At 68.5% G+C, this 23231-nt stretch carries 19 protein-coding genes and 3 pseudogenes; 14 read left to right on the top strand and 8 right to left on the bottom strand.

The annotated features are described in order from the left end of the window. Positions 1 to 95: 95 nt before the first annotated feature. A pseudogene (locus tag ACFY2Z_RS31275) lies at positions 96 to 1160 on the top strand (aldehyde dehydrogenase family protein); the annotation flags it as partial. 614 nt (positions 1161 to 1774) lie between these two features. Here the strand turns inward: ACFY2Z_RS31275 and ACFY2Z_RS31270 are convergent. Then, on the bottom strand, positions 1775 to 2524 hold the full coding sequence (locus tag ACFY2Z_RS31270; protein WP_390747414.1) for an SDR family oxidoreductase: 750 nt from the start codon (positions 2522 to 2524) through the stop codon (positions 1775 to 1777). 374 nt (positions 2525 to 2898) lie between these two features. On the opposite strand from ACFY2Z_RS31270, the gene ACFY2Z_RS31265 reads away from it, so the two are divergent. From ACFY2Z_RS31265 to ACFY2Z_RS31255, 3 genes are all read left to right on the top strand, one after another. Next, entirely contained in the window at positions 2899 to 3486 is a 588-nt protein-coding gene (locus ACFY2Z_RS31265) for a TetR/AcrR family transcriptional regulator (protein ID WP_390747413.1), read from the top strand. Positions 3487 to 4076: 590 nt separating this feature from the next. Next, positions 4077 to 4520, top strand: coding sequence for a VOC family protein (locus ACFY2Z_RS31260; RefSeq protein WP_390747412.1), 444 nt, complete (start codon positions 4077 to 4079; stop codon positions 4518 to 4520). 355 nt (positions 4521 to 4875) lie between these two features. Further along, on the top strand, positions 4876 to 6345 hold the full coding sequence (locus ACFY2Z_RS31255) for an FAD-dependent monooxygenase (RefSeq protein ID WP_390747411.1): 1470 nt from the start codon (positions 4876 to 4878) through the stop codon (positions 6343 to 6345). 59 nt (positions 6346 to 6404) lie between these two features. Here ACFY2Z_RS31255 and ACFY2Z_RS31250 read toward each other — a convergent pair. Further along, positions 6405 to 6579: pseudogene (locus tag ACFY2Z_RS31250) on the bottom strand (IS256 family transposase); the annotation flags it as partial. Positions 6580 to 6708: 129 nt separating this feature from the next. On the opposite strand from ACFY2Z_RS31250, the gene ACFY2Z_RS31245 reads away from it, so the two are divergent. Both ACFY2Z_RS31245 and ACFY2Z_RS31240 read left to right on the top strand, forming a co-directional pair. Then, a complete protein-coding gene (locus tag ACFY2Z_RS31245; protein WP_390747422.1) occupies positions 6709 to 7839 on the top strand; it encodes an IS30 family transposase in 1131 nt (376 codons plus the stop codon). Between the two features lie 39 nt (positions 7840 to 7878). Then, a pseudogene (locus ACFY2Z_RS31240) lies at positions 7879 to 8055 on the top strand (IS256 family transposase); the annotation flags it as partial. A gap of 792 nt (positions 8056 to 8847) precedes the next feature. Here the strand turns inward: ACFY2Z_RS31240 and ACFY2Z_RS31235 are convergent. Continuing rightward, positions 8848 to 9201, bottom strand: coding sequence for a hypothetical protein (locus tag ACFY2Z_RS31235; RefSeq protein WP_390747410.1), 354 nt, complete (start codon positions 9199 to 9201; stop codon positions 8848 to 8850). A gap of 128 nt (positions 9202 to 9329) precedes the next feature. Then, positions 9330 to 9638 carry a hypothetical protein gene (locus ACFY2Z_RS31230; protein ID WP_390747409.1) on the bottom strand — a complete coding sequence of 103 codons (309 nt, stop codon included), beginning with the start codon at positions 9636 to 9638 and terminating at the stop codon, positions 9330 to 9332. A gap of 235 nt (positions 9639 to 9873) precedes the next feature. Between ACFY2Z_RS31230 and ACFY2Z_RS31225 the strand changes: the two genes are divergently transcribed. From ACFY2Z_RS31225 to ACFY2Z_RS31200, 6 genes are all read left to right on the top strand, one after another. Continuing rightward, entirely contained in the window at positions 9874 to 10422 is a 549-nt protein-coding gene (locus tag ACFY2Z_RS31225; RefSeq protein WP_390747408.1) for an HAD domain-containing protein, read from the top strand. 146 nt (positions 10423 to 10568) lie between these two features. Beyond that, complete coding sequence (locus ACFY2Z_RS31220; RefSeq protein ID WP_390747407.1) at positions 10569 to 10775, top strand: hypothetical protein; 207 nt, start codon at positions 10569 to 10571, stop codon at positions 10773 to 10775. 339 nt (positions 10776 to 11114) lie between these two features. Continuing rightward, positions 11115 to 11639 (top strand): PadR family transcriptional regulator, encoded by a 525-nt coding sequence (locus ACFY2Z_RS31215; protein ID WP_390747406.1) that lies wholly within the window; start codon positions 11115 to 11117, stop codon positions 11637 to 11639. Then, positions 11636 to 12322 (top strand): ABC transporter ATP-binding protein, encoded by a 687-nt coding sequence (locus ACFY2Z_RS31210; RefSeq protein ID WP_390747405.1) that lies wholly within the window; start codon positions 11636 to 11638, stop codon positions 12320 to 12322. Before ACFY2Z_RS31215 ends, ACFY2Z_RS31210 begins: the two co-directional genes overlap by 4 nt. Next, a complete protein-coding gene (locus ACFY2Z_RS31205; protein WP_390747404.1) occupies positions 12319 to 14571 on the top strand; it encodes an FtsX-like permease family protein in 2253 nt (750 codons plus the stop codon). The genes ACFY2Z_RS31210 and ACFY2Z_RS31205 overlap by 4 nt, the downstream gene beginning before the upstream one ends. 363 nt (positions 14572 to 14934) lie before the next feature. Further along, positions 14935 to 16137 carry an alpha/beta hydrolase family protein gene (locus tag ACFY2Z_RS31200; protein WP_390747403.1) on the top strand — a complete coding sequence of 401 codons (1203 nt, stop codon included), beginning with the start codon at positions 14935 to 14937 and terminating at the stop codon, positions 16135 to 16137. Between the two features lie 34 nt (positions 16138 to 16171). Here the strand turns inward: ACFY2Z_RS31200 and ACFY2Z_RS31195 are convergent, their stop codons facing one another. Beyond that, a complete protein-coding gene (locus ACFY2Z_RS31195) occupies positions 16172 to 17758 on the bottom strand; it encodes an APC family permease (RefSeq protein ID WP_390747402.1) in 1587 nt (528 codons plus the stop codon). Between the two features lie 417 nt (positions 17759 to 18175). Here ACFY2Z_RS31195 and ACFY2Z_RS31190 point away from each other — a divergent pair, with 417 nt between their 5' ends. Continuing rightward, positions 18176 to 18745 (top strand): DUF6233 domain-containing protein, encoded by a 570-nt coding sequence (locus tag ACFY2Z_RS31190; protein ID WP_390747401.1) that lies wholly within the window; start codon positions 18176 to 18178, stop codon positions 18743 to 18745. A gap of 151 nt (positions 18746 to 18896) precedes the next feature. Here the strand turns inward: ACFY2Z_RS31190 and ACFY2Z_RS31185 are convergent, their stop codons facing one another. The 3 genes from ACFY2Z_RS31185 to ACFY2Z_RS31175 form a co-directional block, all read right to left on the bottom strand. After that, a complete protein-coding gene (locus tag ACFY2Z_RS31185) occupies positions 18897 to 19169 on the bottom strand; it encodes a hypothetical protein (RefSeq protein WP_390747400.1) in 273 nt (90 codons plus the stop codon). A 329-nt stretch (positions 19170 to 19498) separates the two neighbouring features. Then, entirely contained in the window at positions 19499 to 21769 is a 2271-nt protein-coding gene (locus ACFY2Z_RS31180; RefSeq protein WP_390747399.1) for a bifunctional polysaccharide deacetylase/glycosyltransferase family 2 protein, read from the bottom strand. A 15-nt stretch (positions 21770 to 21784) separates the two neighbouring features. Continuing rightward, positions 21785 to 22633, bottom strand: a complete 849-nt coding sequence (locus ACFY2Z_RS31175) for a hypothetical protein (protein WP_390747398.1) — start codon at positions 22631 to 22633, stop codon at positions 21785 to 21787. A gap of 113 nt (positions 22634 to 22746) precedes the next feature. On the opposite strand from ACFY2Z_RS31175, the gene ACFY2Z_RS31170 reads away from it, so the two are divergent. Further along, positions 22747 to 23130, top strand: a complete 384-nt coding sequence (locus ACFY2Z_RS31170; protein ID WP_390747397.1) for a hypothetical protein — start codon at positions 22747 to 22749, stop codon at positions 23128 to 23130. Positions 23131 to 23231 lie beyond the last annotated feature (101 nt).

The following is a 23231-nucleotide window of genomic DNA, read 5'->3' as shown; positions in this document are numbered from 1 at the left end:
TGAGCCCCAACGAATACGAACGCCGACACCACGCGGCTAAGCTCACGCTCGCCGCGTGATCAACGCACCGTGTCCACCATCACGGGGGAAGGCCCACTGACGCCGGCGGCCAGGGCCGGCTCGCGCTCACCCGCCGCTTCCCGAAGGGCGTTGTGCTGGGGATCACGCCGTTCAACTTCCCGCTGAACCAATGTGCCCACAAAGTCGCCCCGGCTATCGCGGCCGGCGCCCCGATCATCCTGAAGCCGGCGCCCAATACTCCGCTCTCGGGCCTGATCATCGGTGAGCTGCTTGCCGAGACCGAACTGCCGGCCGGTTCATGGAGCATCCTTCCCGTCGCGAATGACCGGATGCCGGGGCTGGTGCAGGACGAGCGCCTGCCGGTCATCTCGTTCACCGGCTCCGAGAGGGTCGGGTACGCCATCATGGACTCGGTCCCCAGGAAGCACTGCACACTGGAGCTCGGCGGGAACGGCGCGGCCGTGGTGCTGGCCGACTTTGCGAGCGACGAGGATCTTGACTGGGCCGCCAAGCGTATCGCTGTGTTCTCCAACTATCAGGGCGGGCAGTCCTGTATCTCCGTGCAGCGTGTCATAGCCGACGCCGCGGTGTACGACCGACTGCTGCCGCTCATCGTCGCAGCCGTCGAGTCTCAGGTCACCGGCGACCCCTCGGATGACCGAACGGATGTGGGTCCGCTTGTCAGTGAGGACGCAGCATGCCGCGTCGAGTCGTGGGTCGACGAAGCCGTCGGCTCCGGGGCCACGCTGTATACGGGCGGCAAGCGGGAGGGCGCCTCGTACGCGCCTACGGTCCTCGCGGATGTTCCGGCAGACACGACCCTGGCCTGCGAGGAGGTCTTCGGGCCAGTTCTCACGGTGCTCAAGGTGTCCGGTGAGGCCGAGGCTTTCGCGGCCGTGAACGACTCCAAGTACGGGCTGCAGACAGGAGTGTTCACACGCGACCTGCAGGCTGCCTTCCGAGCGCATCGGGCTCTGGAGGTCGGCGGAGTCGTGATCGGCGACGTGCCCTCCTATCGCGCCGACCAGATGCCCTACGGCGGGGTCAAGCAGTCCGGTGTCGGCCGCGAAGGAGTGAAGTTCGCCATGATGGATTACACCTACGAGCGCGTGCTGGTCCTCACTGACCTTGCGCTGTAGTAGCAAGACCCTCCCGTCGGATGCCGTGCTGCGCGCTGGCCGGCGTCGGGCCCGAACCCGCCGTCGCCGGCCGCCGTGCAGATCCGGCTGGGCAGCTCGACATCCTCTGGTCCGGTTCAGCGGGCTACGGGCTGAAGGAGCTGCAGCGGGGCAGGCCACGGCACACGACGTCGACAACCATGGCTTCCCTGCTGCTCGTTCTGCTTTCGCACGCGTCCCGTTCGGTGCGGGTTCGCCGTCAAGTCCCTTTGGCGGGTGGCGCCCGCCTTCCTGGTGCTGTGGCTGCTCGGGTTCGTCACGCTCTGCACGGGCGTGGGCGACGGCCGCGGACGAGGGTAGCGGTGGTGATCTGACTCGCACGGCACCATAGGAGTGGGGTCCGGCCGCTAACGACCGGGCCCCCCTCATGTTGCTTACGCCGGTGCCGGCGCTCAGAAGCAGGCGTCTTTTCCATGGGCGCAGCGGCGGACTGCTAGCCGTCACCATGGGCAAGAGCGTCGGTGACGGGTCCTTCCCGCAGCGGCGGAGGGGCTCGGGGTGATTCGTGCCTTGTGGGGCCCCGCCGGGGGAAGGCCTCGTGTCTTCTGCCAATTCCGCCGGCTGTATGGCTTCGGTCAGATCTGGTTGAGTCCGCCATCTACGAACAGCTCGGATCCGGTGACGAAGCTGCTCTCATTGCTGGCGAGGAACAGTGCGGCAGCTGCGGCCTCGTCCGGGTGCCCCATCCGGCCCAGCGGAATCTGGCTGGCAAAGACGTCCCTCATCTTCGCGGCCTGGTCGGCGTCCGCGGCCAGGCCGGTGATGCCCGGGGTGACTATCGGGCCGGGCACCAGGGTGTTCACTCGGATCGCGCGGCCGCTGAGTTCGTTGGCCCAGGTGCGGGAGAAGGAACGGACCGCGGCCTTGGACGCGGCGTACACGCCGAAGGCGGCGCCGCCTGAGGTGGCGGCAGTCGATCCGGTCAGGATCACCGAGGCGCCGTCATTGAGCAGCGGAATGGCCTTCTGAACGGTGAAGAGCATGCCTCGCACGTTGATGTTGAAGGTCGCGTCGAAGTGCTCCTCGGTGACCTGCTGAAGAGCGGCGAACTCACCGCCGCCCGCGTTGGCGAACAGTACGTCGATGGACCGGCCTTGCTCGGCGACAGCCGCGTAGAGGCGGTCGATGTCCGCGAGGTTCGCGACGTCGCCCCGGACAGCGGTGGCTTCCCCACCGATCTCGACCAGCGCGGCGTCGAGAGCCTCCTGCCGGCGGCCCGTGATGAACACGTGCGCGCCCTCACGTGCGAATCGCTTGGCGGTGGCCAGTCCGATTCCGCTGTTGCCTCCGGTGACGACTGCCGTCTTCCCGTCAAGCTGTCCCATGATCGTTTACCCCTGTCCGGTGCGAACGCCAGAAGACGTGCACCAAGTCACTGCATCATTACAGTCCGAAACCGGACGGTCCCGGGCCCAGTTATGGACTGTACGGTAAAGAACAGCGTTATGGACCGCACGGACAAAAAACGTGACTGCATCCACACCTCCGAGCTGCGACAGGCTGGCCGACGCCAGCCCGTCCGCGAGGGGTGCCGCGAAAGGCTCAGACCGGGAGCCACGCATCACGCCCGCCATCGCGCGGCCTGCCGCCCTGTGCGGCGATGGCCGAGAGGCCGCCCGGCCCTCCCGGCGCTCCGTACGGCCGGGACGGCACCTCACAATCTGGACCGATAGGTCAAGAACAGCGTATGCTGTTGAACATGGGACGACCGCGGAATTTCGACGAGAACCAGGTACTGAAATCTGCGCGCGAGCAGTTCTGGAATCAGGGCTACGCGGCTACGTCACTGCAGGACCTGACGCACGCCACGGGACTGGGCAAGGGGAGCCTGTACGGGGCCTTCGGCGACAAGCGGCAGCTGTTCTTGCACGTGCTGGACGGCTACCGCGACGAACAGCTGAACGGCGTCCGGGCGGTCCTCACCGGGCCCGGTACGGCCTTCGAACGCCTGACCCTGCTGGTTGAGGGGGTGGCCAAGGGATTTACGGAGGACCCGCAGCGGCGCGGCTGTCTTCTGGTCAACAGCACGTCCGAGCTGCACAGCAATGATCCGGATGTCGTCTCCCGGGCCCGGACCAGCTATCAAGCGGTCGAAGATCTTCTGATCGCCTGCGTGAAGGAAGCCCAGGACGAGGGGACGGTCGAACCGAGCGCGGACGCCCAGGAGCTCGGGCGACTGCTCCTTGCCGTCATGCAGGGCATCGAGTTTCTCGCGAAGACCGACATGGACGGCTCAGCTCTGCTGCAGATAAGCCAGGCCGCCCTCAAGCAGCTGTCCCGGCCCTGACTATCCTGCGGGCCGGCACCTTTCCCAGGTGATGTGCCGACAGGCAGGGATCTGGGTGGGCCTGCTTGAGTCGGCGTGCGAGCGTCCGGCGCACCTCCCCTCCGAACACCCCCACGAGTGGTCCGGGCGCCCGCTTCAGCGCGGTTGACAGCCTGCCCCTTTCACCATGCCCTTGAGCAGGCTCTCCGGCCGTGCGGCTGCGCCTCAACGCGGGCCGGACGACTCTGGCAGCCGACGGCGCCGGACCATTGCCCACGGGCCCTGGGAGCGAGGTCTCCAGCTCCCCTAGTCCGCGCAGGACTTCGTTCGCGCCTCTCTTCCCCATACTGGCGGCGAGCCGTCAACTGGTGCAATGATCCACTGACTTCACAATGCACCTGAAGAGGACATACGTTCTTGACTGTGCGGTCCATAAGACCTACCTTTGAGCTGCGGCCCGCGGATTCGCTACTGCAAGTGGACGTCGGGTCGGCGGCTGACGGGCACAGCCTGTTCCGCTTCACGGCAGAGAGAAGCCGGGCGGGACTGCGCGAGGGTCTCGCGTGCCCCACCGCAAAGGACTGCACACGCCCAAACGAAAAGTGATCACCATGACCACCGCTACCCAGCCGCCCTTCGCCTACAGCCTTCACAACGTGACGATTACCGTCAGTGACCTCGACGCGTCGATCCAGTGGTGGAACCGGGTGTTCGGCCTCACCCTGCTGGCGAAGTCCCGCTTCGACGCCCTCGGAGCCGACGTCGCCTTCCTGGAGGGCCCCGGGTTCCGGCTCGAACTCCTTCAGCCCGCAGGCGGTGTGCGGATCCCCGAACTGACGGCAGAGCCCCCCGCCCACATCCGCCCGATCGGCAACAAGGCCCTGGTCTTCCGCGTCGAGGACCTCGCCAGCGTGACCCGCACCTTCCGTGACCTGGGCGTGACGACCGTCTGGGAGCAGATGGACCTCGGCGACGGCAGCATCTCGACCGCGATCCGTGACAACGACGGAAATCTCATCAACGTCTTCCAGCAGGGCGCAAGCCCGATCGGCTGACACGGCGAACCGATCGCGCTCCGTCCATCCATGCGGCACAGGACCGGACGCGCACTGTGGAGACGGCGCGCGATCGCCCTGGCCGCCGAGCCAGGTTCAGCCGCTCCGAACGCGGCTATCTGGGACGCGGTTAGGGAGCGCCTCCGGGCCGATGCCTGACAGGCGGGGAAGTCTCGTACGGTGGTCCATACGATGCTGCGGGCGCTTGCACGGTCAGGAGAAGCCACGGGTTACGCCACCCGAGTGAACTCCCGGGCACGGTCACCCACCCGCCCTGAACATCACCGCTGGCGGCGGGCGGCAGTCTGATAATCACCCGTCGTACTACTCGTTCTGTCGACGCGGAGGACAGACTATGGGATCCGACATTGACGTGCTGGTCGTCGGTGCTGGTCCAGCAGGGTTGCTACTCGCAGGTGACCTGGCCGAGGCCGGAGTGCGCTGCACCGTCGTGGAACGGCGAGAAGGGGAATCCCAGCTAACCCGCGCATTCGCCGTCCACGCCCGAACGATGGAACAGCTCGACGCCCGCGGCCTGGCCGACGACCTGCTGCTGACCGGCCTGCGCAACCCGATCCTGCAATTCCTTCGGATCGATCTCTCGCACCTGCCGACCCGATACCCCCACGTACTCGTGACGCCCCAGTACAACACCGAGCGACTGCTCCTGGCCCGCGCCCTGACACACGGCGTGAACATCATGCGGGCCCACGAAGTGACCGGTCTCCAGCAAGACCCCACCGGTGTCGACGTCACCGTGAAGACACCAGCCGGCACTGAACACAGCCTGCGCGCAGACTACGTAGTCGGCGCAGACGGACGGAACAGCTGCGTGCGCCAGTCCCTCGGCCTCCCGTTCCCCGGCCGCTCCGCCGTCCGCTCCATGATGCTCGCAGACGTCCGCATGGCCGACCCGCCGAAGAAGCCGCCCACCGTGGCAGCCATCGGAGACGCCTTCGCCATCGTCGTCCCATTCGGCGACGGCTGGTTCAGGGTCATGGCATGGAATCGCCACCACCCCATGCCCGACGACGCATCGGTCGATCTGGAAGAAATCAAAGACGTCGCCCGCCAGGCGCTCGGCAGTGACTTCGGCATGCACGACCCCCGCTGGCTCTCCCGATTCCACAGCGACGAACGCCAGTCCCCCCGCTACCGGGTAGGCCGGGTGTTCCTCGTCGGCGACGCCGCCCACGTCCACTCCCCCGCCGGCGGCATGGGCCTCAACACCAGCATCCAGGACTCCGCAAACCTGAGCTGGAAACTCGCGGCCGTTCAGCGCGGACGCGCACCCGAGGCCCTGCTCGAGAGCTACCAGAACGAACGGCACCCGGTAGGACACCGGGTCCTGCGGATGAGCGGCGCACTGCTCCGCGGCGTCCTCACCACACCACGGGCACTGTGCGGCCTCCGTGACCTCTCAGCGCGTACGGTGCTGCAAACCCCACCAGTGGCCCGACGACTGGCCAAGGCAATCTCGGGAATCGACATCTCCTACGCCGCACCGGCTGGCGCACACCCCCTCGTCGGCAAGCGGGCACCTGACATCCCCCTCGCCGACGGACGCAGACTCTACGAAGCCCTCCGCAAGCGACGGTTCATCCTTGTCACCCCGGCCGACACCGAACGCCTCCCCTCCCTCATCACAGAGTGGGCCGGCGAGGTCGAGATCGTGTCACCCAAGGGGGCCACCAAGAAAAGCGTTCTGGTCAGACCAGACGCCTATATCGCGTGGGCCATCTCGGACAAGTCGCCTGAACGTCGCATCGACGCCGCCCGCCAAGCACTGACCGAATGGTGCGGGGTAGCCGGGTCTGGCGGGTAGTGACCGGCAGGCCAGAGCGCCGGGTCTGTCAAACGAACGGTGTAAACAGGGTGGTTGGGTTACTGGCGGGCCACTGAGAGCCGGCCGTCGAAGGTGATGTCGAAGGCGTTCAGCGCGGTCTTCCAGCGCATGGTCCAGCGGGCCTGGCCCTTGCCGGTGGGGTCGAGCGACATGATGGCCATGTAGACGCACTTCAAGGCGGCCTTGCTCGTTCGGGAAGTGTCCGCGGGCTTTGACCTTAAGTTCTAGCGATCGTCGCAACACCCCAGCTCAAGGGGTGCGATGGGCTTCAAGATCCGGGAGAACCGGAAGCCGCAGGGGGCGAAGAGGCTCACTGCGGAGCGGGCTGCATACTTCCAACTCATGCAGCAGGGCTTCAGCAACAACGAGGCGTGCCGAATCGTCGGGATCGATCCGAGGAGCGGCAGGCGCTGGCGCAACGGGTACACACCTTCCCGGCGAAAAGGGACGGCGTGTGCGGTTCCTCCAGCGGTGCCGCCGGCGGCGTCTCGGTATCTGAGCGTGGACGAGCGCATCTATATCGCCGACCGGATACGAGAGAAGGCAACGGTTCGGGCGATCGCTACCGAGCTGGGGCGGAGTCCGTCCACGGTCAGCCGGGAGATACGCCGCAACCGGCACCCCGACAGCGGCGTCTACCGACCACACGCCGCCCAGGCACGCGCCGAGGCCCGCCGCCCGCGACCCAAACTCGCAAAGACTGAACTACACGCTGAACTGAGGCAGTTCATCCAGGAGCGGCTCGACCGGCGGTGGAGTCCCGAGCAGATCTGCCAGGCTCTTCCCAGCGAGTTTCCCGAGCGGCCGGAGCTGCACGTGGTCCCCGAGACGGTCTACCAAGCCCTCTACGTCCAAAGTCGTGGCGAACTACGCCGTGAGATCCACCGCGCCCTGCGCACGGGCCGGGTCCGCCGCAAACCGCGCCGCCAGGCCCAGCAGCGCACCCCGCGGTTCACCGACCCGATGGTCATGATCAGCGAGCGTCCCGCCGAAGCCGAGGACCGTGCCGTGCCCGGCCACTGGGAGGGCGACCTGATCATCGGCAAAGACGGTGCATCGGCGATCGGCACCCTGGTCGAACGCACCACCCGCTACGTCATGCTCGTTCATCTGCCTGATGGCCGCAGCGCGGAACTGGTCCGCGACGCGCTCGTGGGCACTGTCCAGGGCCTGCCCGCTCACCTGGCACGCTCGCTGACCTGGGATCAAGGCAGCGAGATGGCCGCGCACGGCTCCTTCACCACGGCCACCGACATGCCGGTCTACTTCTGCGATCCCGCCAGCCCCTGGCAGCGCGGCTCGAACGAGAACACCAACGGCCTGCTGCGGCAATACTTTCCCAAGGGCTCCGACCTCTCGACGCACAGCCGTGAGCACCTGGACATCGTCGCCGCCGAACTCAACGGTCGGCCACGCAAAACACTTGACTGGGACACCCCAGCCGAGCGCCTGCATAAACTGATTGCGGCCTGACCAAACGACCACGTGTTGCGACAACCGCTGGATTCCAAGGTGCGGGCCCGCGGGCACTTCCCGACCGAAGCTGCCGCCCTCAAATGCGTCTACCTCGCTCTGATGAGCCTGGACCCAACCGGCAAGGGCCGACGCAGGTGGACCATGCGCTGGAAGGCGCCGCTGAACGCCTTCCAGATCGCCTTCGACGGCCGACTCAGCCCAAGCAACCGCTGACCACCTCAACAACCAAGATCAGCCGTTAAGTTGACACTCCCCTCGGACGGGCCGCTGCCACTGCGGGGACATCACTTACAAGGTGACCGGCCGGCACGCCGGACGTACCCCCACCTTTGCTTCCCTGATGATTCAGTGAGTTCAAGGACTCACAGGGGCGTGGTGTGCGCGAGTGGTGGGTGGTGTTCGTTCCTGATCCGGAGCGGTGGGGTCAGAATGTCCGAGGAGGGGGTCCTGGGTATCCGGGACCTACCGGCAGCCCTCGACAGGGCGGGTCTGCGGCCAGGTGATCCGGTCTTCGTATGGCCCGATTTCGTCGTGCACGCGGAACTGCTGGACTTTGTCCTGTCGGCAGGGTTCCGAGGTCTCGAACGGGAGTCTCGCCGGAATTACGCAACTGATCTCCGGCTGCTGCTGACGTGGTTGTGGAGACAGGGGATGCCGTGGCGGAAGGCAACCGTCAGAGATCTGCGGGCATTTAGAGAGTTCCGGCGCGAGTCACCGCTGAACCCGCGGCGAGTCGGTGGCACGAAGTGGAACCGCGACATGGGGCCGCCGGCCCCCGAGAGCAGGGTGCCGGCGGGGCTTGCGGGGTGCGGCATCGCGGGCAACAGGCGGCCCGTCGCCGCACCGGCACGGTGGCCACGGGATGGCCGATCAGGTCGCGGTAGCCAAGCAGGGGGCGCGGGGAGTCCAGGGCCACCGCCCCGACGAGTATCGGGGCGCCGTCGGCGCCGGGGCGGGTATATCCGGCTACGGTGCGCCGACGCGCGGGGTCGCCGTCGAGGATCGCTATTTCGATGCCCAGGCCAGGCATGCCGACGGACTGAATGCGCATTCCGTGTGGTGGGACCAGAAGCGCGGGATTGGGGTGAACGGGGCGGCGCCCTCGGGCCCTTGGAGGAGGGCGTCGGCAGCGTGGCGCCCCATCTCGATGGCGTTGATCCAGTGCTCGACGCGTCGAGGGGAGTCGTCGAAGCGCAGGTTGGGCCAGCGGGCGACGTCTCCGGCGGCGACGATGCCGTCGATCGCGTAGCCGTCCGCCTTGATGACGTGGGTGGTGGGGGCGCACAGCACGCCGTCGGTGAGGTCGAGGTCGGTGTGGCCGAGCCAGTCGGTACGCGGAACCGTGGCCACTGCGATCACGGCGGCGTCCGCTGGAGGCCATGCGCGACCTGACGGCGAAGCACACCACCGTGCACCCTTGGAATGCCCGACTTCCGCAGTAGCGCAGACGTCTCGATGACGAGCTGTGACGGTGGTGCCGCCTCGAATCAGTAGCGTCTGTCCAGGGCTTCAACAAGGCTGCGGAGCTCGCGCGCCCGCCGCCGGGTCATCGCCAGCATCACCGCTTCGAGGTACTCGCGGGCCTGCCACGGGTCTCCGCAACAGGCCCACTCCGTGCAGCCGCCACTGTCGTAGTACCACAGGCGTCGATTCGGCTGGTGGACGAAGCTTCGCCAGCGCACCATCGCTGACCCGACCGAGCCCAGCCACAGGTACTTCTTCTGACGCTCGATCCGTCGAACTTCAGCGAGTGCTGCCGAGGACAGACCGTGGATGGTCGTGATGTCGTCTTGCATCCGGGGCCGGCGCGGAAGCTCGGCACGGACGCGGCCAGGCCGTTTACGCGGCATCGGCCTTTCTGTTGATCGTCATGCCAGGCATCTACCCACCAGAGGGCGCCATCCGACCAGCGCCGACTGCAAGGGCTGACTACCGATCGATGCCCGCCCTTCCGCTCACGAGTCGGATGGAGCCGCCCGTCAGACCTCGTCGTCGAGTAAGACCGCCAGGACGAGCCGCTATCGTGCAGCCGTGACCGCTTCCGGGCAGCGTCCACTGCTCTTCCTCGATGTCGACGGACCACTCATTCCCTTCGGCGTGTCGCCGCAGCAGTATCCGACGTATCAAGCGAGTCCTGAACCCCAGGGAACCGACTCCAATCCGCTTCTGACCAGTATCAATCCCAACCACGGGCCCCGGTTGGCGGCACTACCGTGCGATCTGGTCTGGGCCACGACATGGATGGCCGACGCGAACGAGTGCATCGCACCACGGATCGGCCTGCCGCAGCTGAAAGTGGTGATCTGGCCGGAACCATCCGACACCGACGAGCAGGACGAGCGGAACGGGCTGCACTGGAAAACCCGCGCCCTCGTCGACTGGGCAGCAGGGCGCTCATTCGCTTGGGTCGATGACGAGATTACGAGCACTGATCGAACCTGGGTGTCTGCACACCATCGAGGACATGCCCTGCTCCATCGTGTCGACCCCCTTCAGGGCCTGACCGACTGTGACTACGCCGCTCTCAACGAGTGGCTGCAGAGGACCATCGGGGCGCCGCCATTGCACGGTTCGGTTTGAAACCAGCCCACGAGGCAGGCAACCCACGACACGCCGATGAGCCGGACATCGAAAATCCTTGTAGTCACGTTCAGTCACCTGACTGACTCTCAATACTCTACGGACCACTTCAAGGTCAGTTCGGTAAAGCCTGTGTCCGCTGCCCCATGCTGCGTCCCGAGCCCAGCCGAGTGCCGCTGCGACGGGAACTGGAGGCCAACCTGACCGAGCGCATCGCTGAGGCCCGTCAACGAGTCTGGCTCGGCGAGGTCGCCGGCCTGCAGGAGACCCTGGTCGCCCTGCGCGCCAAGACCCAGCATGCCGAACGCCTCGTCGAGGCCGGCGTCACTGACAGCCCACATCAACTGACCTGAGCGGGCAAACCATTCTCAGACTCGCGCGGTCGGCCAGCGGCCTGTGGCCCGGCGCCGTGCACCGCCCATGCCAGCCGGGCTACTGGCCGGGCCGGTCGAAACCGCGGCAGCCGGCTGGAGCCTGCAAAGGGCAGCCTTCCAGATCACAAAGCCAACACCCGCCGCCGCACGAGACATCAACCGGGACCCCACCAAAGCTCTGAACCAGCGCCCCTGACAGTCGACTCAGGGCGACACGCGGATCGCCGGTGGCAGGCCGGCAACCGGATGCGAGGTGCCAGGAAGTACGACTCTCAGCAGATATACACTCAGAGTATATCTGCGGTGTATGGTCCTCTCATGAGTGTTCCTCTCACCCTGTTGGGGCTGCTGGAGCGCGAGCCGAGTCATGGCTACGACCTCAAGCGCGACTACGACACTTTCTTCAACCGCGGCAAGCCGCTGCCGTACGGGCAGGTCTATACGACTCTGGGCCGGCTCGCGCGGGACGGGAAGGTCATCGCCGGCGAGGCGGAGCCCGGCGTCGGCCCCGAGCGCAAGCGTTATGTGATCACCGAGGCGGGTGCGACGGAGTTCGAGACCTGGCTCTCCGAGCCGGTGGCACCCGAGCCCAATTTGCAGACGGTGCTGTTCTCCAAGGTCGTGCTGGCCCTGATGCTCGGCCGTGACGCCCAGCAGTACCTCGACACCCAGCGGGCCGCCCACCTGCAGCGGATGCACGAGCTGACGAAGCTGCGCCGCACCGGTCCGATCATCGACGCCCTGCTCGCCGACCACGGCCTGTTCCACCTGGAGGCCGACCTGCGATGGATCGAGCTGACCACGGCCCGGATGGATACGCTGGCAGCGGCGGTGCGCCCATGAGCGCCCTCATCGAGGCTCGCGACCTCACCCTCTCCTTCGGCGAGACCCCCGCCCTGCGCGGCGCCAGCCTGGCCATCGAGGCCGGCGAGGTGTTCGCAGTGATGGGCCCCAGCGGCTCGGGCAAGTCCACCCTGCTGCACTGCCTGGCCGGCATCCTCACCCCCGACTCGGGCGAGGTGCACTTCGACGGACGCCGCATCGACACCCTGAACGAGGCCGAGCGCAGCGCCCTGCGCCGCGACACCTTCGGCTTCGTCTTCCAGTTCGGCCAACTCGTCCCCGAGTTGACCGCGGAGGAGAACGTCGCCCTGCCACTGCTGTTCTCCGGCATGCGCAGGGCGGCCGCGCTCGCCGAGGCCCGGCCCTGGTTCGCCCGGCTGGGCCTGGACGGCCTGGAGCGGCGCCGCTCCGGGGAGTTGTCGGGCGGTCAGGCACAGCGGGTTGCGCTGGCCCGCGGCCTGGTGGCCCGGCCCAAGGTGCTGTTCGCCGACGAGCCGACCGGAGCGCTGGACTCGCTGACCGGCGAACAGGTGATGGACCTGATGGTGGACGCGGCCCACGCGGAGGGCACCACCATCGTCCTGGTGACCCACGAGCCCCGGGTCGCCGCGCACGCCGACCGGGAAGCCATCGTCCGGGACGGCAAGGCCAACCTGCTCACGACCGGGCGGATCGCCTCGTGATCGCCTTCGCGCTCCGCCTCGCGGTCAGCGGCGGCCGGGAAGCCATTGCCCGACTGGCCATGATCGCCGCCGCGGTCGCCATCGGCGTCGGACTGCTGCTGTCGACCTTCGCCAGCATGAACGCCGTCGAGCGGACGAACCAGCGCGAGGTGTGGCTCGACACCGGCGCCGCCAGCCGCACCGAGCGGGCCTCGGTGGACCCGCTGTGGTGGTGGCCGCACGGCGACTACTACGACGGCAAGTCCCTCACCGAGGTCGACGTCGCCGCGACCGGCCCGACCTCGCCCGTCCCGCCCGGTCTGACGCACCTGCCGGCGCCGGGCGAGTACTACGCCTCACCCGCGCTGGCGAAGCTGATCCGCGACACCCCGGCCGACCAGCTGGGCGACCGCTTCCCCGGGCGGCTCACCGGCACGATCGGCGATGTCGCCCTGGCCTCCCCGGACTCGCTGATGGCTGTCATCGGCCGTACCCCGGTCCAGATCAAGGGCGCACCAGGGGCGAGAGCGGTCACCACCATCGCCAGCAGCCGGCCGTCCACGTGCGACAACGCGTGCTGGGACAAGGCGGTGCGCGGCGACGCGCTGACGCTCATCTCCTCCGTGGTGGCCGGGGCCCTGATCTTCCCGGTGCTGATCTTCATCGCCACCGCGACCCGGCTGTCCGCCGCCACGCGCGAAGAGCGGTACGCGGCGATGCGGCTGGTCGGTGCCACTCCCCGGCAGGTGTCGCTGCTGTCGGCGGTGGAGTCCGCGCTGGCGGCGGCCGCCGGAACGGTGGTCGGCTTCGGGCTCTACACCGCGCTGCGCCCGCTGGTCGCCACCATCCCGCTCACCGGGCAACAGCGTTTCTTCCTTTCGGATCTGACGCTCAGCACCCCGCAGATCCTCGGTGTCGTCGTCGGCGTGCCGGTGGCGGCGGCGATCGCGGCGCGCCTCGCCCTGCGCCGGGTCACCATCTCACCGCTCGGCGTGAGTCGCCGGGTGACCCCGCGCCCGCCGCGCGCCTGGCGGCTGATCCCGCTGCTGGCTGGCCTGGCCGAACTGGCGTACTTCGTCTTCACCGGCCGCCGCCCGGCGACCGGAAACGGCCAGACGGCGGCCTACCTCCCCGGCTTCCTGGTGGTGATGCTGGGCCTGGTGATCGCCGGGCCCTGGCTGACCATGATCGTCGCCCGGGCGGTCGCCCGGCGCACCCGCCGACCGGCCGCCCTGATCGCTGTACGGCGGCTCGCCGACGACCCGAAGGCCGGCTTCCGCGCGGTCAGCGGCCTCGTCCTGGCCCTGTTCGTGACCACCGCCACCGTCAGCATCATCGGCACCATCAACGACTACCGCGGCACCCTGGGCGGCGACCGGCAGACCCGGACCGTCGTGGAGGCAGGCAGCGGAGGCGAGGCGCCGCTCGCCGGGGCCATCCCGACACGGCTGCTCACCGAGGTGCGCGCGATTTCGGGCGTGCGGGGCCTGGCAGTCGTCCACGCCAACCCCGACGGCGTCGGCACGGTAGCGAACCGGAGAGTGCACCCAGGCGATCCGCCGCCGGAGGCGCCGGCCCTGGTGACCTGCTCCGACCTGGCACAGACTCCCATGGTGGGCCGCTGCCCGGCGGGCGCGAGCGTCACGGCCCTCGACCTCTACGCGTTCGGTAGCCTGCAGTCGCACCCGGACCTGTCGTGGCCCGCCGCAGAGATCAGCACCGCAGCCGTCGCCAAACTGCCCGTACAACTGCTCTACGTGGCCTCCGACGGGTCGACGACCTCCATGGAACGCGTACGGACCCTGCTCACCACCGTCTACCCGCACCAACAGGTCCGCACGGTGGGCGACTGGGGCACCGACTTGCAGCAAGAGCTGGCCGGTTGGCGGCAACTGGCCGACGTGGTGCTGCTGACCACCCTGCCGATCGCAGGCTGCAGCCTGGCGGTGAGCGTGGTTGCGGGCCTGTCGGATCGCCGACGCCCGTTCGCGTTGCTGCGGCTCACCGGCGCGCCACTGCGATTGCTGCAGCGGGTGATCGGGCTGGAGAGCACACTGCCACTGCTCGCAGTGGCCGCGATCTCGATCGGTACGGCCTTCGCCGCCTCGGCCCTGTTCCTGAAATCGCAGATGCGCTACGACCTGGTGTCGCCCGGCGTGGCGTACTACGCGCTCGTCGCCCTCGGCCTGGTTGCCTCGCTGGGCATCATCGCCTCGACTCTCCCCCTACTCAAACGCATCACCGGCCCAGAGACCGCCCGCAACGGCTGACACGCCAACTCCCTGCTACGGCCCCGGACATCCCTGTCCATCCGTGTCCGGGGCTGATGGAGCTCTTCGCGACGCGACCACCCTTACCGGCGGCGGGAACCAAGGCCCGATCAAGGCCGCCCGCCACGTTCAGGAGGAGCGCCACCGTCTGGAGTGGCCGCGCGACGACGAGGCGAGGCAGACCCCTGCCGCGGGCCGATCGACTTCGACACCGGCATCGTCCGCATCAGGATCGGCCCGCAGGCAGCCGCCCCCGCGCAGCGACCTCGACGACCGACGCAAGGCCATGACGATGCCGCCCCACACCAGGTCCACGGGCTGCGAGCCCGGTTCCGACCAAGAAACCCATACTCGGGAGGATTCATGACCGTCACGCCGTCCAACAGCCGAAAACCGATGACCCGCCGTCGCATACTCGGGGCCGCGCTGACCGCTGGAATCGGGACTGCCCTGCCGCTCGGCGTCGCATCCCGCGCGTGGGCGGCTCCGACCGCCTCCGGCCCGACGCGACTCATCCTGCCACCGCCCACCGGACCGCACCCGGTGGGCATGGTGCCGCTCCACCTCATCGACACCTCACGCCTGGATCCCGTCGCTGGCCCGGGGCATCACCGTGAGTTGATGGCCGGCGTCTGGTACCCCGCCCGCAGGGCGGACGACCTGCCGCTTGCGCCCTGGATGGCCGAGGGCGCGTTGCGGGCGTTCCTGGCTGACGCCGGCTTCGCCCTCGACCCCGCCCTCGGCCCGCTCACCGCCGGGCACGTGGGCGCGCCCGTGCTCCGTACGGGGCACCGTCTGCCCGTCATCGTGTACTCGCACGGCGCGGGCAGCCACCGCGGCGACCACACCATCATGGTCCAGGAACTCGCCAGTCACGGCTACGCCGTGGTCACCGTCGACCACACCCACGACACGTTCACGGAGTTCCCTGACGGCCGCGTGGTCACCCCGGACGACGTCCCGATGTTCCCGAAGGACTACGCCGCGGACCTCCGGTTCCTGCTCGACTGCGTGGAGGAGCTCACCGCCGGCCGCAACCCCGACATCGACGGCACTCCACTGCCCCATGGCCTGCCCGGCGCCCTCGACCCGCAGTGCATCGGCGCCTTCGGCTGGTCAAAGGGCGGCACCGCCACCGCGCTCACCATGCTCGCCGACCCGCGCGTCAGAGCCGGGCTCAGCATCGACGGCCCGATGCAGCCGACCATCACCACCGACCTGGACCGGCCATTCATGATGATGACCGCCATCTTCACCCGGGCCGCCATGCCGGACGTCGCCAAGTTCTGGACCCACCTTCGCGGCTGGCGGCTCAACATCCAGGCCGACGGGGCCATTCACCAGTCATACGGCGACAACGCGACGCTGATCCCGCAGGCGGGCAAGATCCTCGGCATGACCGACCAGCAGATCCAGGACTGGATCGGCACCCTCGCCCCGACCCGATTGGTACGGATCCAACAGGCCTACCCGCTCGCATTCTTCGACCAGCACCTACGTCACCGCGGGAGGCATCTCCTCGACGGCCCGAGCGCGGCCTTCCCAGAGGTGAAGTTCCTTCCATGAAGCCGTGGACCGCGGCGCTCAGGTGGAGCATGGCTCACCGTTGGCGCCGTGCACCATCGAGATGCTCGCGGACGTGTCGGTCGGGACGGCCCAGGAGGAAGCAGATCCCGCCCACGACCGCCACCGCGGCCATCACCAGCAGCGTGATCCAGTCGAGGTTGAAGTATCCGCGCGGGCTGCTCAGCCCCGTCGGCGCCACCACGTTGACCAACATCGCCACCAGATACAAGGTGGCCAGCACGGTCACCGGCCAGCCCCAGCGGCCCAGACGGAAACGCCCGCCGGGAACCCAGCCCCGTGCCCGCGCCACGATCGCACCCACGACAGTGAGCAGGAAGGACAGGTAGATGCCGCTCACCCCGAAGGACACCAAAGAGACCAGGACGTTGGTGTTCGCCGGGTAGGTGATGAAACCGAGCTTGATGTCGTGACTCGGCGAGGCGAACTCCAACAGCACGAACAGCGCGGTCACCACCGCACCGACGAGCAGCGCGTTGACCGGCGTACGGAAACGGGAGTGAACCTTGGAAACCCACGCCGAACGAGGCAACGCGCCATCGCGCGCGTAAGAAAACATCAAGCGACTGCCCGCGCCCTGCACCGAACTGCCGCAGGAGAAGAACGCAAAGACGATCAGCAGCAACAACACGTCCTGCAGCCAACTCGGCAACTGACCCAAAACGAAGGGGACGCCGCCGCCTTTGACCGTCGCCGCGACCGGATTACTCGCCGGCATCGCCAGCAACAAAGCTGCGACCAAGACGAAGGACGCAACCCCGCCCCACAGCAAAGACAGCCGCATCGAACGCGGAACCTGCCGCCCAGCATCCGCGGTCTCCTCGGAAATGTCCCCCGCCGACTCGAAGCCGTAGAAGATGTAGACCGGGGCCAGCACCGAGATGAGCGCAGCACCCGTCACCCAGTTGCCGTGGAAGTCCAGCCCCAGCGGATTGGCCGCCGCATGCTGCACGTTCTGGGTGGAGAACAAAAAGCCCAGACCGTGGTGGAAACCGTGCACGGCCAGCACGATCGCGATACCGACCGTGCCGAAAAGCTCCACATACACACCGAATTGAGCCACCCGGCCCATCACCCGCGCACCGGTCACATTCAGCGCGGTCTGGACGACCAGCAGGGCCACGGTGACCACCAAAATCACCATGTGGGAAGCGGGGTCGAAGGTCCACCCGAACCAGTTGTGACCCAACGCCACAACGTAGCTGACCACGCCGGTGTCCACCGAAGCCACGGTGATCAGCAGGGCAATACCGTAGAACCAGCCCACGAACCAGCCATACCGGGAGCCGACGGAGAACTTGCCGTACTGATACAGGGCCCCGGCGACCGGATAGTGGCTGGCCAGTTCACCGAAGACCAGCGCGACCAGGAGCATCCCGGCCACCGGCAGCCAGGTCAGCCACACATACGCCGGACCGCCCGTGCCCACGCCGAGCACGAACAGGGAGTAGATCCCCACCATCGGCGACAGATAGGTGAAAGCCACGGAGAAATTAGCGAAGAGCCCCAACACACGACTGAGTTGGGGCTTGTAGCCCAGACTTTCCAATCTGGCGTCATCGCTCAGCGGGTTGCCGGCGTCCACCGGCGTGGGTGCAGACATGACAGATGACCTCAAGGGAGAAGGGCGGCACGGATCGCCCGCACAGCGGATCGAGGCTGCGGGTGGGGGACGACTGTAAGGCTTCGACGTTCGATCATGAAGTAAACGGAACGTCTTTTCTTCAGCCGCGACTGGACGAAACGTCGCCGCCACTCCGCGCAGCACCACAAAAATCTGCCGGCCTCAGGCGGACGGATGCAGGCCGGCGTATGCCCGCTCCACCTGCGGCGCCCCCGCCCGGCCAGCTGCACGTGGGTCTGCTCGGTTCGGGAGAAACCGAACCGCAGCAACCCAACTCCCGTCAGGCGGCGGTGTCGAGGACGACCACCTTCCCGTCGGCCTGCCGCCGGTACAGTCTCCGCCGCAAGCTGCCCGAGCGGTGACGTCCATCGGCTGGCATCGGGCGCTTATCGTGGCGTGACCACGCCCTCCGAGGACGCAGCCGAGCCGGTCCCGGTGCGGGTTGTGCTGCCCGCCGATCCGGTGCTGGGGCATCCGGGACAGGAGGTCGTCGCGCGGCTGTGGAGGCGACGGCCGACTGAGGCGGGCTGGCTGTACTTGGTGGGGCTGCCGTCGTACCGGGGCCTCGAGGACGGCGGGGTGCAGCCAGCGGAATACCGGGGGTGGGTGCACGCCCCGGATCACGTGCGGCCGATCGACGGCATCGACTACGACCAGGTCGTCACCGAGAAGCTGGAGAAGACGCCGCAGTCGGTGGTCCGCGAGGTCCTCGGGGAGCGCCGGCCTTCGGGATGGGTGCTGCAGAAGCTGCGCGACCGCCGTGGCCCGGCACGATCCGTCCTGCACGCAGCGGACTGCGAGGAAGCACCCCAAGGCGCGCCGCCGCTGCTCGATGTGGACCGCGCCCTGGACGCGGCAGAACACCCGGGCACCCGGCTGTGCGCCCTGTGCGGGGCCGCGCAGGAGCTCACGCCGATGCTTCGCGGCTTCGACCACATCACCGACGTCTACTCCAGCGACTGCTGACCCCGGCCGCCGCACCATCGGCGGCCCGTCCGGCGCGGCGGGGGGAGCCTCGCGAGCAGCCGGCGCGGGACGCCAGCACGCTGACCTGCCGTGGTCGGGCTCATGGTCGGGATGGTCGACGTCGTGGTCGGGCCCATGGTCGGGGCTGTGGTTAGGGGCTGGCGCCGGTCCAGTCGAAGCGGCCCGGGTCGCCGGGGCGCGGGTCGTACAGCGCGCGGCCGCCGGGACCGAACTGCCCGAGCTCTGTCTGGAGGGAGACGCCGGTGTCGATTTCGTCCTGCGTGCAGCCCGAGACGTCCAGCAGCAGCCCGTCCAGCGGTCCCCCGACCAGTTTGACGTACGTCTGGCCCGGACGCGGGCTCGCGTGGCCGGGGTCGGTGCCGTAGACCCGGCCGCGCAGCAGCTGTTCGTCGTCGTTGTCCATGCTCTCCAGCCTTACAGCCGCCACCGACAACGCTGGCAGGACGGCGGGCCTGGCCCCGGGGTGCACCCGCGGTGCGGGCGCGAGACCTAGACGGCGATCGTCGGTGCGGTCACCAGCGCCCTGGCCCTTCCCCACAGCCTGCTGCTGGGAGGCTGCGATGTCGACGAACGGCGTGCGGCGACCCTGTGGCCTCCTCGGAAGCGAGCCAGGGTCGCGCTCGACCGCGGCGACATCGGTTGGCTGGGCCGCATCGCGCCCTGGCGTGCGCGTTCGAGGGGCACGCCAGGGGAGGCATGGGAACACCGGACAGATCTCCGTGCATGCGCGGGTCAGCGCCCTGCGGGCTGCGGATGTCCGTCCTCCGGTGCCGAGTAGGTGAGGCCGTCGTACGGTGTCGGCTGTGCGGAACCAGGGTTCCGTGGGGTGGGCTCGAAGCGAGGCGACGCGGTGCCCGTTGGGGCTTGCAGGCTGCCGTAGCGCTCCATGCGCTGCCATCGCAGGCGTGAGCCCGACAAGGCGGTGAACACGGACTGGATCACCACCAGGTACATCAGCTGACGATAGACGAACTGCTGCAGTGGCAGGCTCCACAGCGGACCAGGGCGTTCCCCGTCCAGGCGGAACGCGTACAAGCCCATCAGGAGTTGCAGCAGCAGGAAGGCCAGCCACAGCCCGATGATGCGGACAGGGTCGAGGAAAACCAGCCCGTACACGGCGAAGATGTCCACCACGGGTGCGAGCAGCGGCAGCAGTACCTGGAAGAGCAGCAGATAGACCAGGCCCCGGCGGCCCAGTTTTCCGGACGCGCCGCGCTGCACCAACGCACCGCGGTGCTTCCACATCGCCTGCAGGGTGCCGTAGCACCAGCGATAGCGCTGCCGCCACAGGGCGTTCAGTGACGCGGGCGCCTCGGTCCAGGCCACCGCGCCCTCCTCGTAGATCACGCGCCAGCCCGCGCGGCACAGCGCCATGGTGAGGTCGGTGTCCTCGGCGAGGGTGACGTCGCTGACACCGCCGAGGTCCAGCAGCGCCCGGCGGCGGAACGCGCCGACCGCTCCGGGAACGGTCGGCATGCATTCGGCGAGGTCGAACAGGCGGCGGTCGAGGTTGAACCCGACCACGTACTCGATGTGCTGCCACCGGCCCAGCAGACCACGGCGGTTGACGACCTTGGCGTTGCCCGAGACAGCGCCCACGCGGGGGTCGGCGAAGGGCTGAACGATCGTGCGGACGGTGCCGGGTTCGAAGACCGTGTCACCGTCGACCATGACCACCAGGTCGCAGGTGGCTGCCGCAAGTCCGGTGTTGAGTGCTGCGGGTTTGCCCGCGTTCTGCTGCCGGATCACCCGCACTCCTGGCAGGTGGAGCGACTCCACCAGGTCGGCGGTGCCGTCGGTCGAACCGTCGTCGACCACGATGATCTCGACCGGATGGTCCGAGGCGAGCAGTGAGCGCACGGCCGCCTCGATCCCGGCGCTCTCGTTGTACGCGGGGACGATGACGCTTACCGGATCGGTCACCGGCGGCCCCCAGGACCGGCCCCGCTGACCGGTCCGCAGGCGCCGGTGCCGCCGGGCGGCGATCAGCACCACCACCGCGCGCAGCACGCTGACCGCTCCGGCCGCGTACATCAGCACGCCCAGGAGCCACACGGCCCAGTCGCCGCCCTGCAGCAGCTTGATGAGGGCCAGGCCCTGCAGACGGTCGCCGAGCCCGGCGGGCTGGACGGGTGCGGCCATGCCGACCGCGTCGGAGACGGTCGCGAAGTGGAAACCCTGTCCCTTGATCCGGGGGATCAGGGTGTTCAGCGCGGCGACGGTCTGGGACCGGTCACCGCCGGCGTCGTGCATCAGCAGGATCTGCCCGGTGTGACCGTGCGGCGTCGCGTTCGCGAGGATGCGGTCGGTACCGGGGCGCTGCCAGTCCTCGGCGTCCTGGGTGGAGAGCACCGTGACATAGCCTGCCGCATCGGCCTGCTTCAGAACGGACCAGTCGGCGTCGTCCAGCGCGTCGTTCTCCGAGGAGTACGGCGGTCTGAGCAGCGCGGTGGTGACCCCCGCGGCGCCGGCCACCGCAAGCTGCGTCTCGCGCAGCTCCAGGGAACGCTGCCAGGGGGCGAGGCGGGCCAGGTCGGGATGGGTGAAGGTGTGGATGCCGAGCTGATTGCCGTCGGCGACGATCCGGCGCACCAGTTCCGGGTGGGCGACGACCTGGGTTCCGACGACGAAGAAGGTCGCGTGCACGTGGTTGCGGCGCAGCACGTCCAGGACCCGTGGCGTCCAGGTGGGGTCCGGGCCGTCGTCGAAGGTCAACGCGATGGTGCGGGCCTTCACCCGGGCGGTGTGCGCGGAGGTGGCGGCGTTCGCGATCACAGGGCCGCCGTGGGCCACCTGACCGGGCACCATGTCGTCCCGGCCACGGGCGCCGGCCACGTCGTCCGAGGTGATACCGAACATGTGGTGGGTGTAACCCTGCAGCAGCAGTGCCGCAGACAGAGTCACCGCGAGCGCGCTCAGCAGCAGCCAATGGGCGCGGGGGGTGATCTGGCGGGTGCGGCTGCTGCCACGAGAAGGGGCGTTGCGGCGTCGGAGGCTGGTCACGTCAGGGGCCTTGGATCACTTCACGGGTTTGTGGGACGCACCGAGCGCGCGGCCCTTGGAACTGGGATGTGAGGCGGGAGCGGCGGTCGTGGGGGCGGCCGTCGGGGCTGAGAGCGAGGTCGAGGTCGCAGACGCGACGCCGGTGGGCGCCGCGGTAGGCACGGGTGCGGCCGCGGAGGTGGCCGAGGCTGTCGGCCGCTCGGTGGAACCGGGGCTCCTCTGCGCCGTCGTCGAGCGGGCGTCCTTCTGCGCCGCCGCTGGTCGCACGCTCCCTGCGGAGTGGCCGGTGCCGCGGGAGGGATCGGGCGCGGACGCGTGGGGAGTGGTCGGGTGGGTGGAGTCCGGCCGCGGGACGAACGGGGCGCTGAAGGTGGGGCCACCGAGCAGGGTGCTGATCAGCAGAGCAACGTAGCCGCCTGCGGGGATCACCAGCAGTTGGGCGGCGCGCAGCACGCGGCGCTGGCGTCGCCCCGTCGCATCGACGAAGACGGGCCGCGCCGACTCGCTCTTCGGCGCGTCCGGTCCCGGTGCAAAAGGGCTGGGCGCATCGGGTTCTGCATGCGGCACGCTAAGGACGTCACCGTGAGGCCCCTCCCACGCCGTCCCGGCGGGGCCCGGTCCATCGGCGTGGGAATCCGTGGCGAGGACGTAGAGATGCGGCCAGGTGGCGTAGGGATCCGTTCCCGCGACATGGGCATTGCCCGTCGGGTACGTCTCCCCCGTGACTTGTTCCAGGGCCCAGGGCATCGTGGCGGTGTCGGTAGATGCGCTGCCGCCGTGCTCGTAGCCGTAGGCATATGTGTATCCGGCACCGCCGTACGGATCCTCGCCGTAGGCTCTGCCGTTTTCGTCTGTCGACTGCACGAGTCGTGCTCCTTCTCCTGGCCGACCGACACAGTCGTCCGCTTGGAAAGAGCGAACTCGGCCTGAAGTGTTACACCTGAGCCTTGCACCACAGAGCGAATCGACTGAAAGGGATGAACCGGTCAGCAAGGGAACCGGCAGGACGCCAACACGAGACCCGCCGCGGCTGCACCGGACACCAGCGGCTGGCCAGTGAGCAGCTGCTGATCGACTTCGCGGCGGCCATCGGTGCCGACGAGAAGGCCACCCGGGCCCTGCTGGACGGTCGCGCGCGGATCCTGGCCGGGCCGCCTGGGCCGCTGTCCTCCTACCCGTGCGCGATGTACGAGTGGGTCGAGGGGCGGCGCCAGGATGACCAGGCCGCCCAGTCGTGGCTCGTTGAGCCCGAACTCGACTGGTACGACCAGCAGCTGCGTGACGCGGAAGAGGCCGAGCACCGGCGGAGGGTCGCCTGGGTCGACTCTCTCACCTGCGAAGTCCCGTCTTCGTGGCAGTGAGCCAACTGGGGATGTACCGACTCATGACAGCCGCGAGGCCGCGAAATACCACCGCCGTGTCAGTGGCAAGCCCCGACCACGGGCCCACGACCAGGAGGAAC

This window comes from Streptomyces sp. NPDC001222 (assembly GCF_042896945.1).
Classification (GTDB): Bacteria; Actinomycetota; Actinomycetes; order Streptomycetales; family Streptomycetaceae; genus Streptomyces; species Streptomyces gibsoniae.
The sequence above is the reverse complement of the archived record's forward strand: the minus strand, read 5'-3'. Positions and strand labels throughout refer to the sequence as shown.

What these genes read in the sequence shown, in the direction of transcription:
- ACFY2Z_RS31270 (WP_390747414.1), bottom strand. Translation starts at nt 2,524, where the DNA reads ATGGGACAGCTTGACGGGAAGACGGCAGTCGTCACCGGAGGCAACAGC.
- ACFY2Z_RS31265 (WP_390747413.1), top strand. Translation starts at nt 2,899, where the DNA reads ATGGGACGACCGCGGAATTTCGACGAGAACCAGGTACTGAAATCTGCG.
- ACFY2Z_RS31260 (WP_390747412.1), top strand. Translation starts at nt 4,077, where the DNA reads ATGACCACCGCTACCCAGCCGCCCTTCGCCTACAGCCTTCACAACGTG.
- ACFY2Z_RS31255 (WP_390747411.1), top strand. Translation starts at nt 4,876, where the DNA reads ATGGGATCCGACATTGACGTGCTGGTCGTCGGTGCTGGTCCAGCAGGG.
- ACFY2Z_RS31245 (WP_390747422.1), top strand. Translation starts at nt 6,709, where the DNA reads ATGCAGCAGGGCTTCAGCAACAACGAGGCGTGCCGAATCGTCGGGATC.
- ACFY2Z_RS31230 (WP_390747409.1), bottom strand. Translation starts at nt 9,638, where the DNA reads ATGCAAGACGACATCACGACCATCCACGGTCTGTCCTCGGCAGCACTC.
- ACFY2Z_RS31220 (WP_390747407.1), top strand. Translation starts at nt 10,569, where the DNA reads ATGCTGCGTCCCGAGCCCAGCCGAGTGCCGCTGCGACGGGAACTGGAG.
- ACFY2Z_RS31215 (WP_390747406.1), top strand. Translation starts at nt 11,115, where the DNA reads ATGAGTGTTCCTCTCACCCTGTTGGGGCTGCTGGAGCGCGAGCCGAGT.
- ACFY2Z_RS31210 (WP_390747405.1), top strand. Translation starts at nt 11,636, where the DNA reads ATGAGCGCCCTCATCGAGGCTCGCGACCTCACCCTCTCCTTCGGCGAG.
- ACFY2Z_RS31200 (WP_390747403.1), top strand. Translation starts at nt 14,935, where the DNA reads ATGACCGTCACGCCGTCCAACAGCCGAAAACCGATGACCCGCCGTCGC.
- ACFY2Z_RS31195 (WP_390747402.1), bottom strand. Translation starts at nt 17,758, where the DNA reads ATGTCTGCACCCACGCCGGTGGACGCCGGCAACCCGCTGAGCGATGAC.
- ACFY2Z_RS31185 (WP_390747400.1), bottom strand. Translation starts at nt 19,169, where the DNA reads ATGGACAACGACGACGAACAGCTGCTGCGCGGCCGGGTCTACGGCACC.
- ACFY2Z_RS31170 (WP_390747397.1), top strand. Translation starts at nt 22,747, where the DNA reads ATGAACCGGTCAGCAAGGGAACCGGCAGGACGCCAACACGAGACCCGC.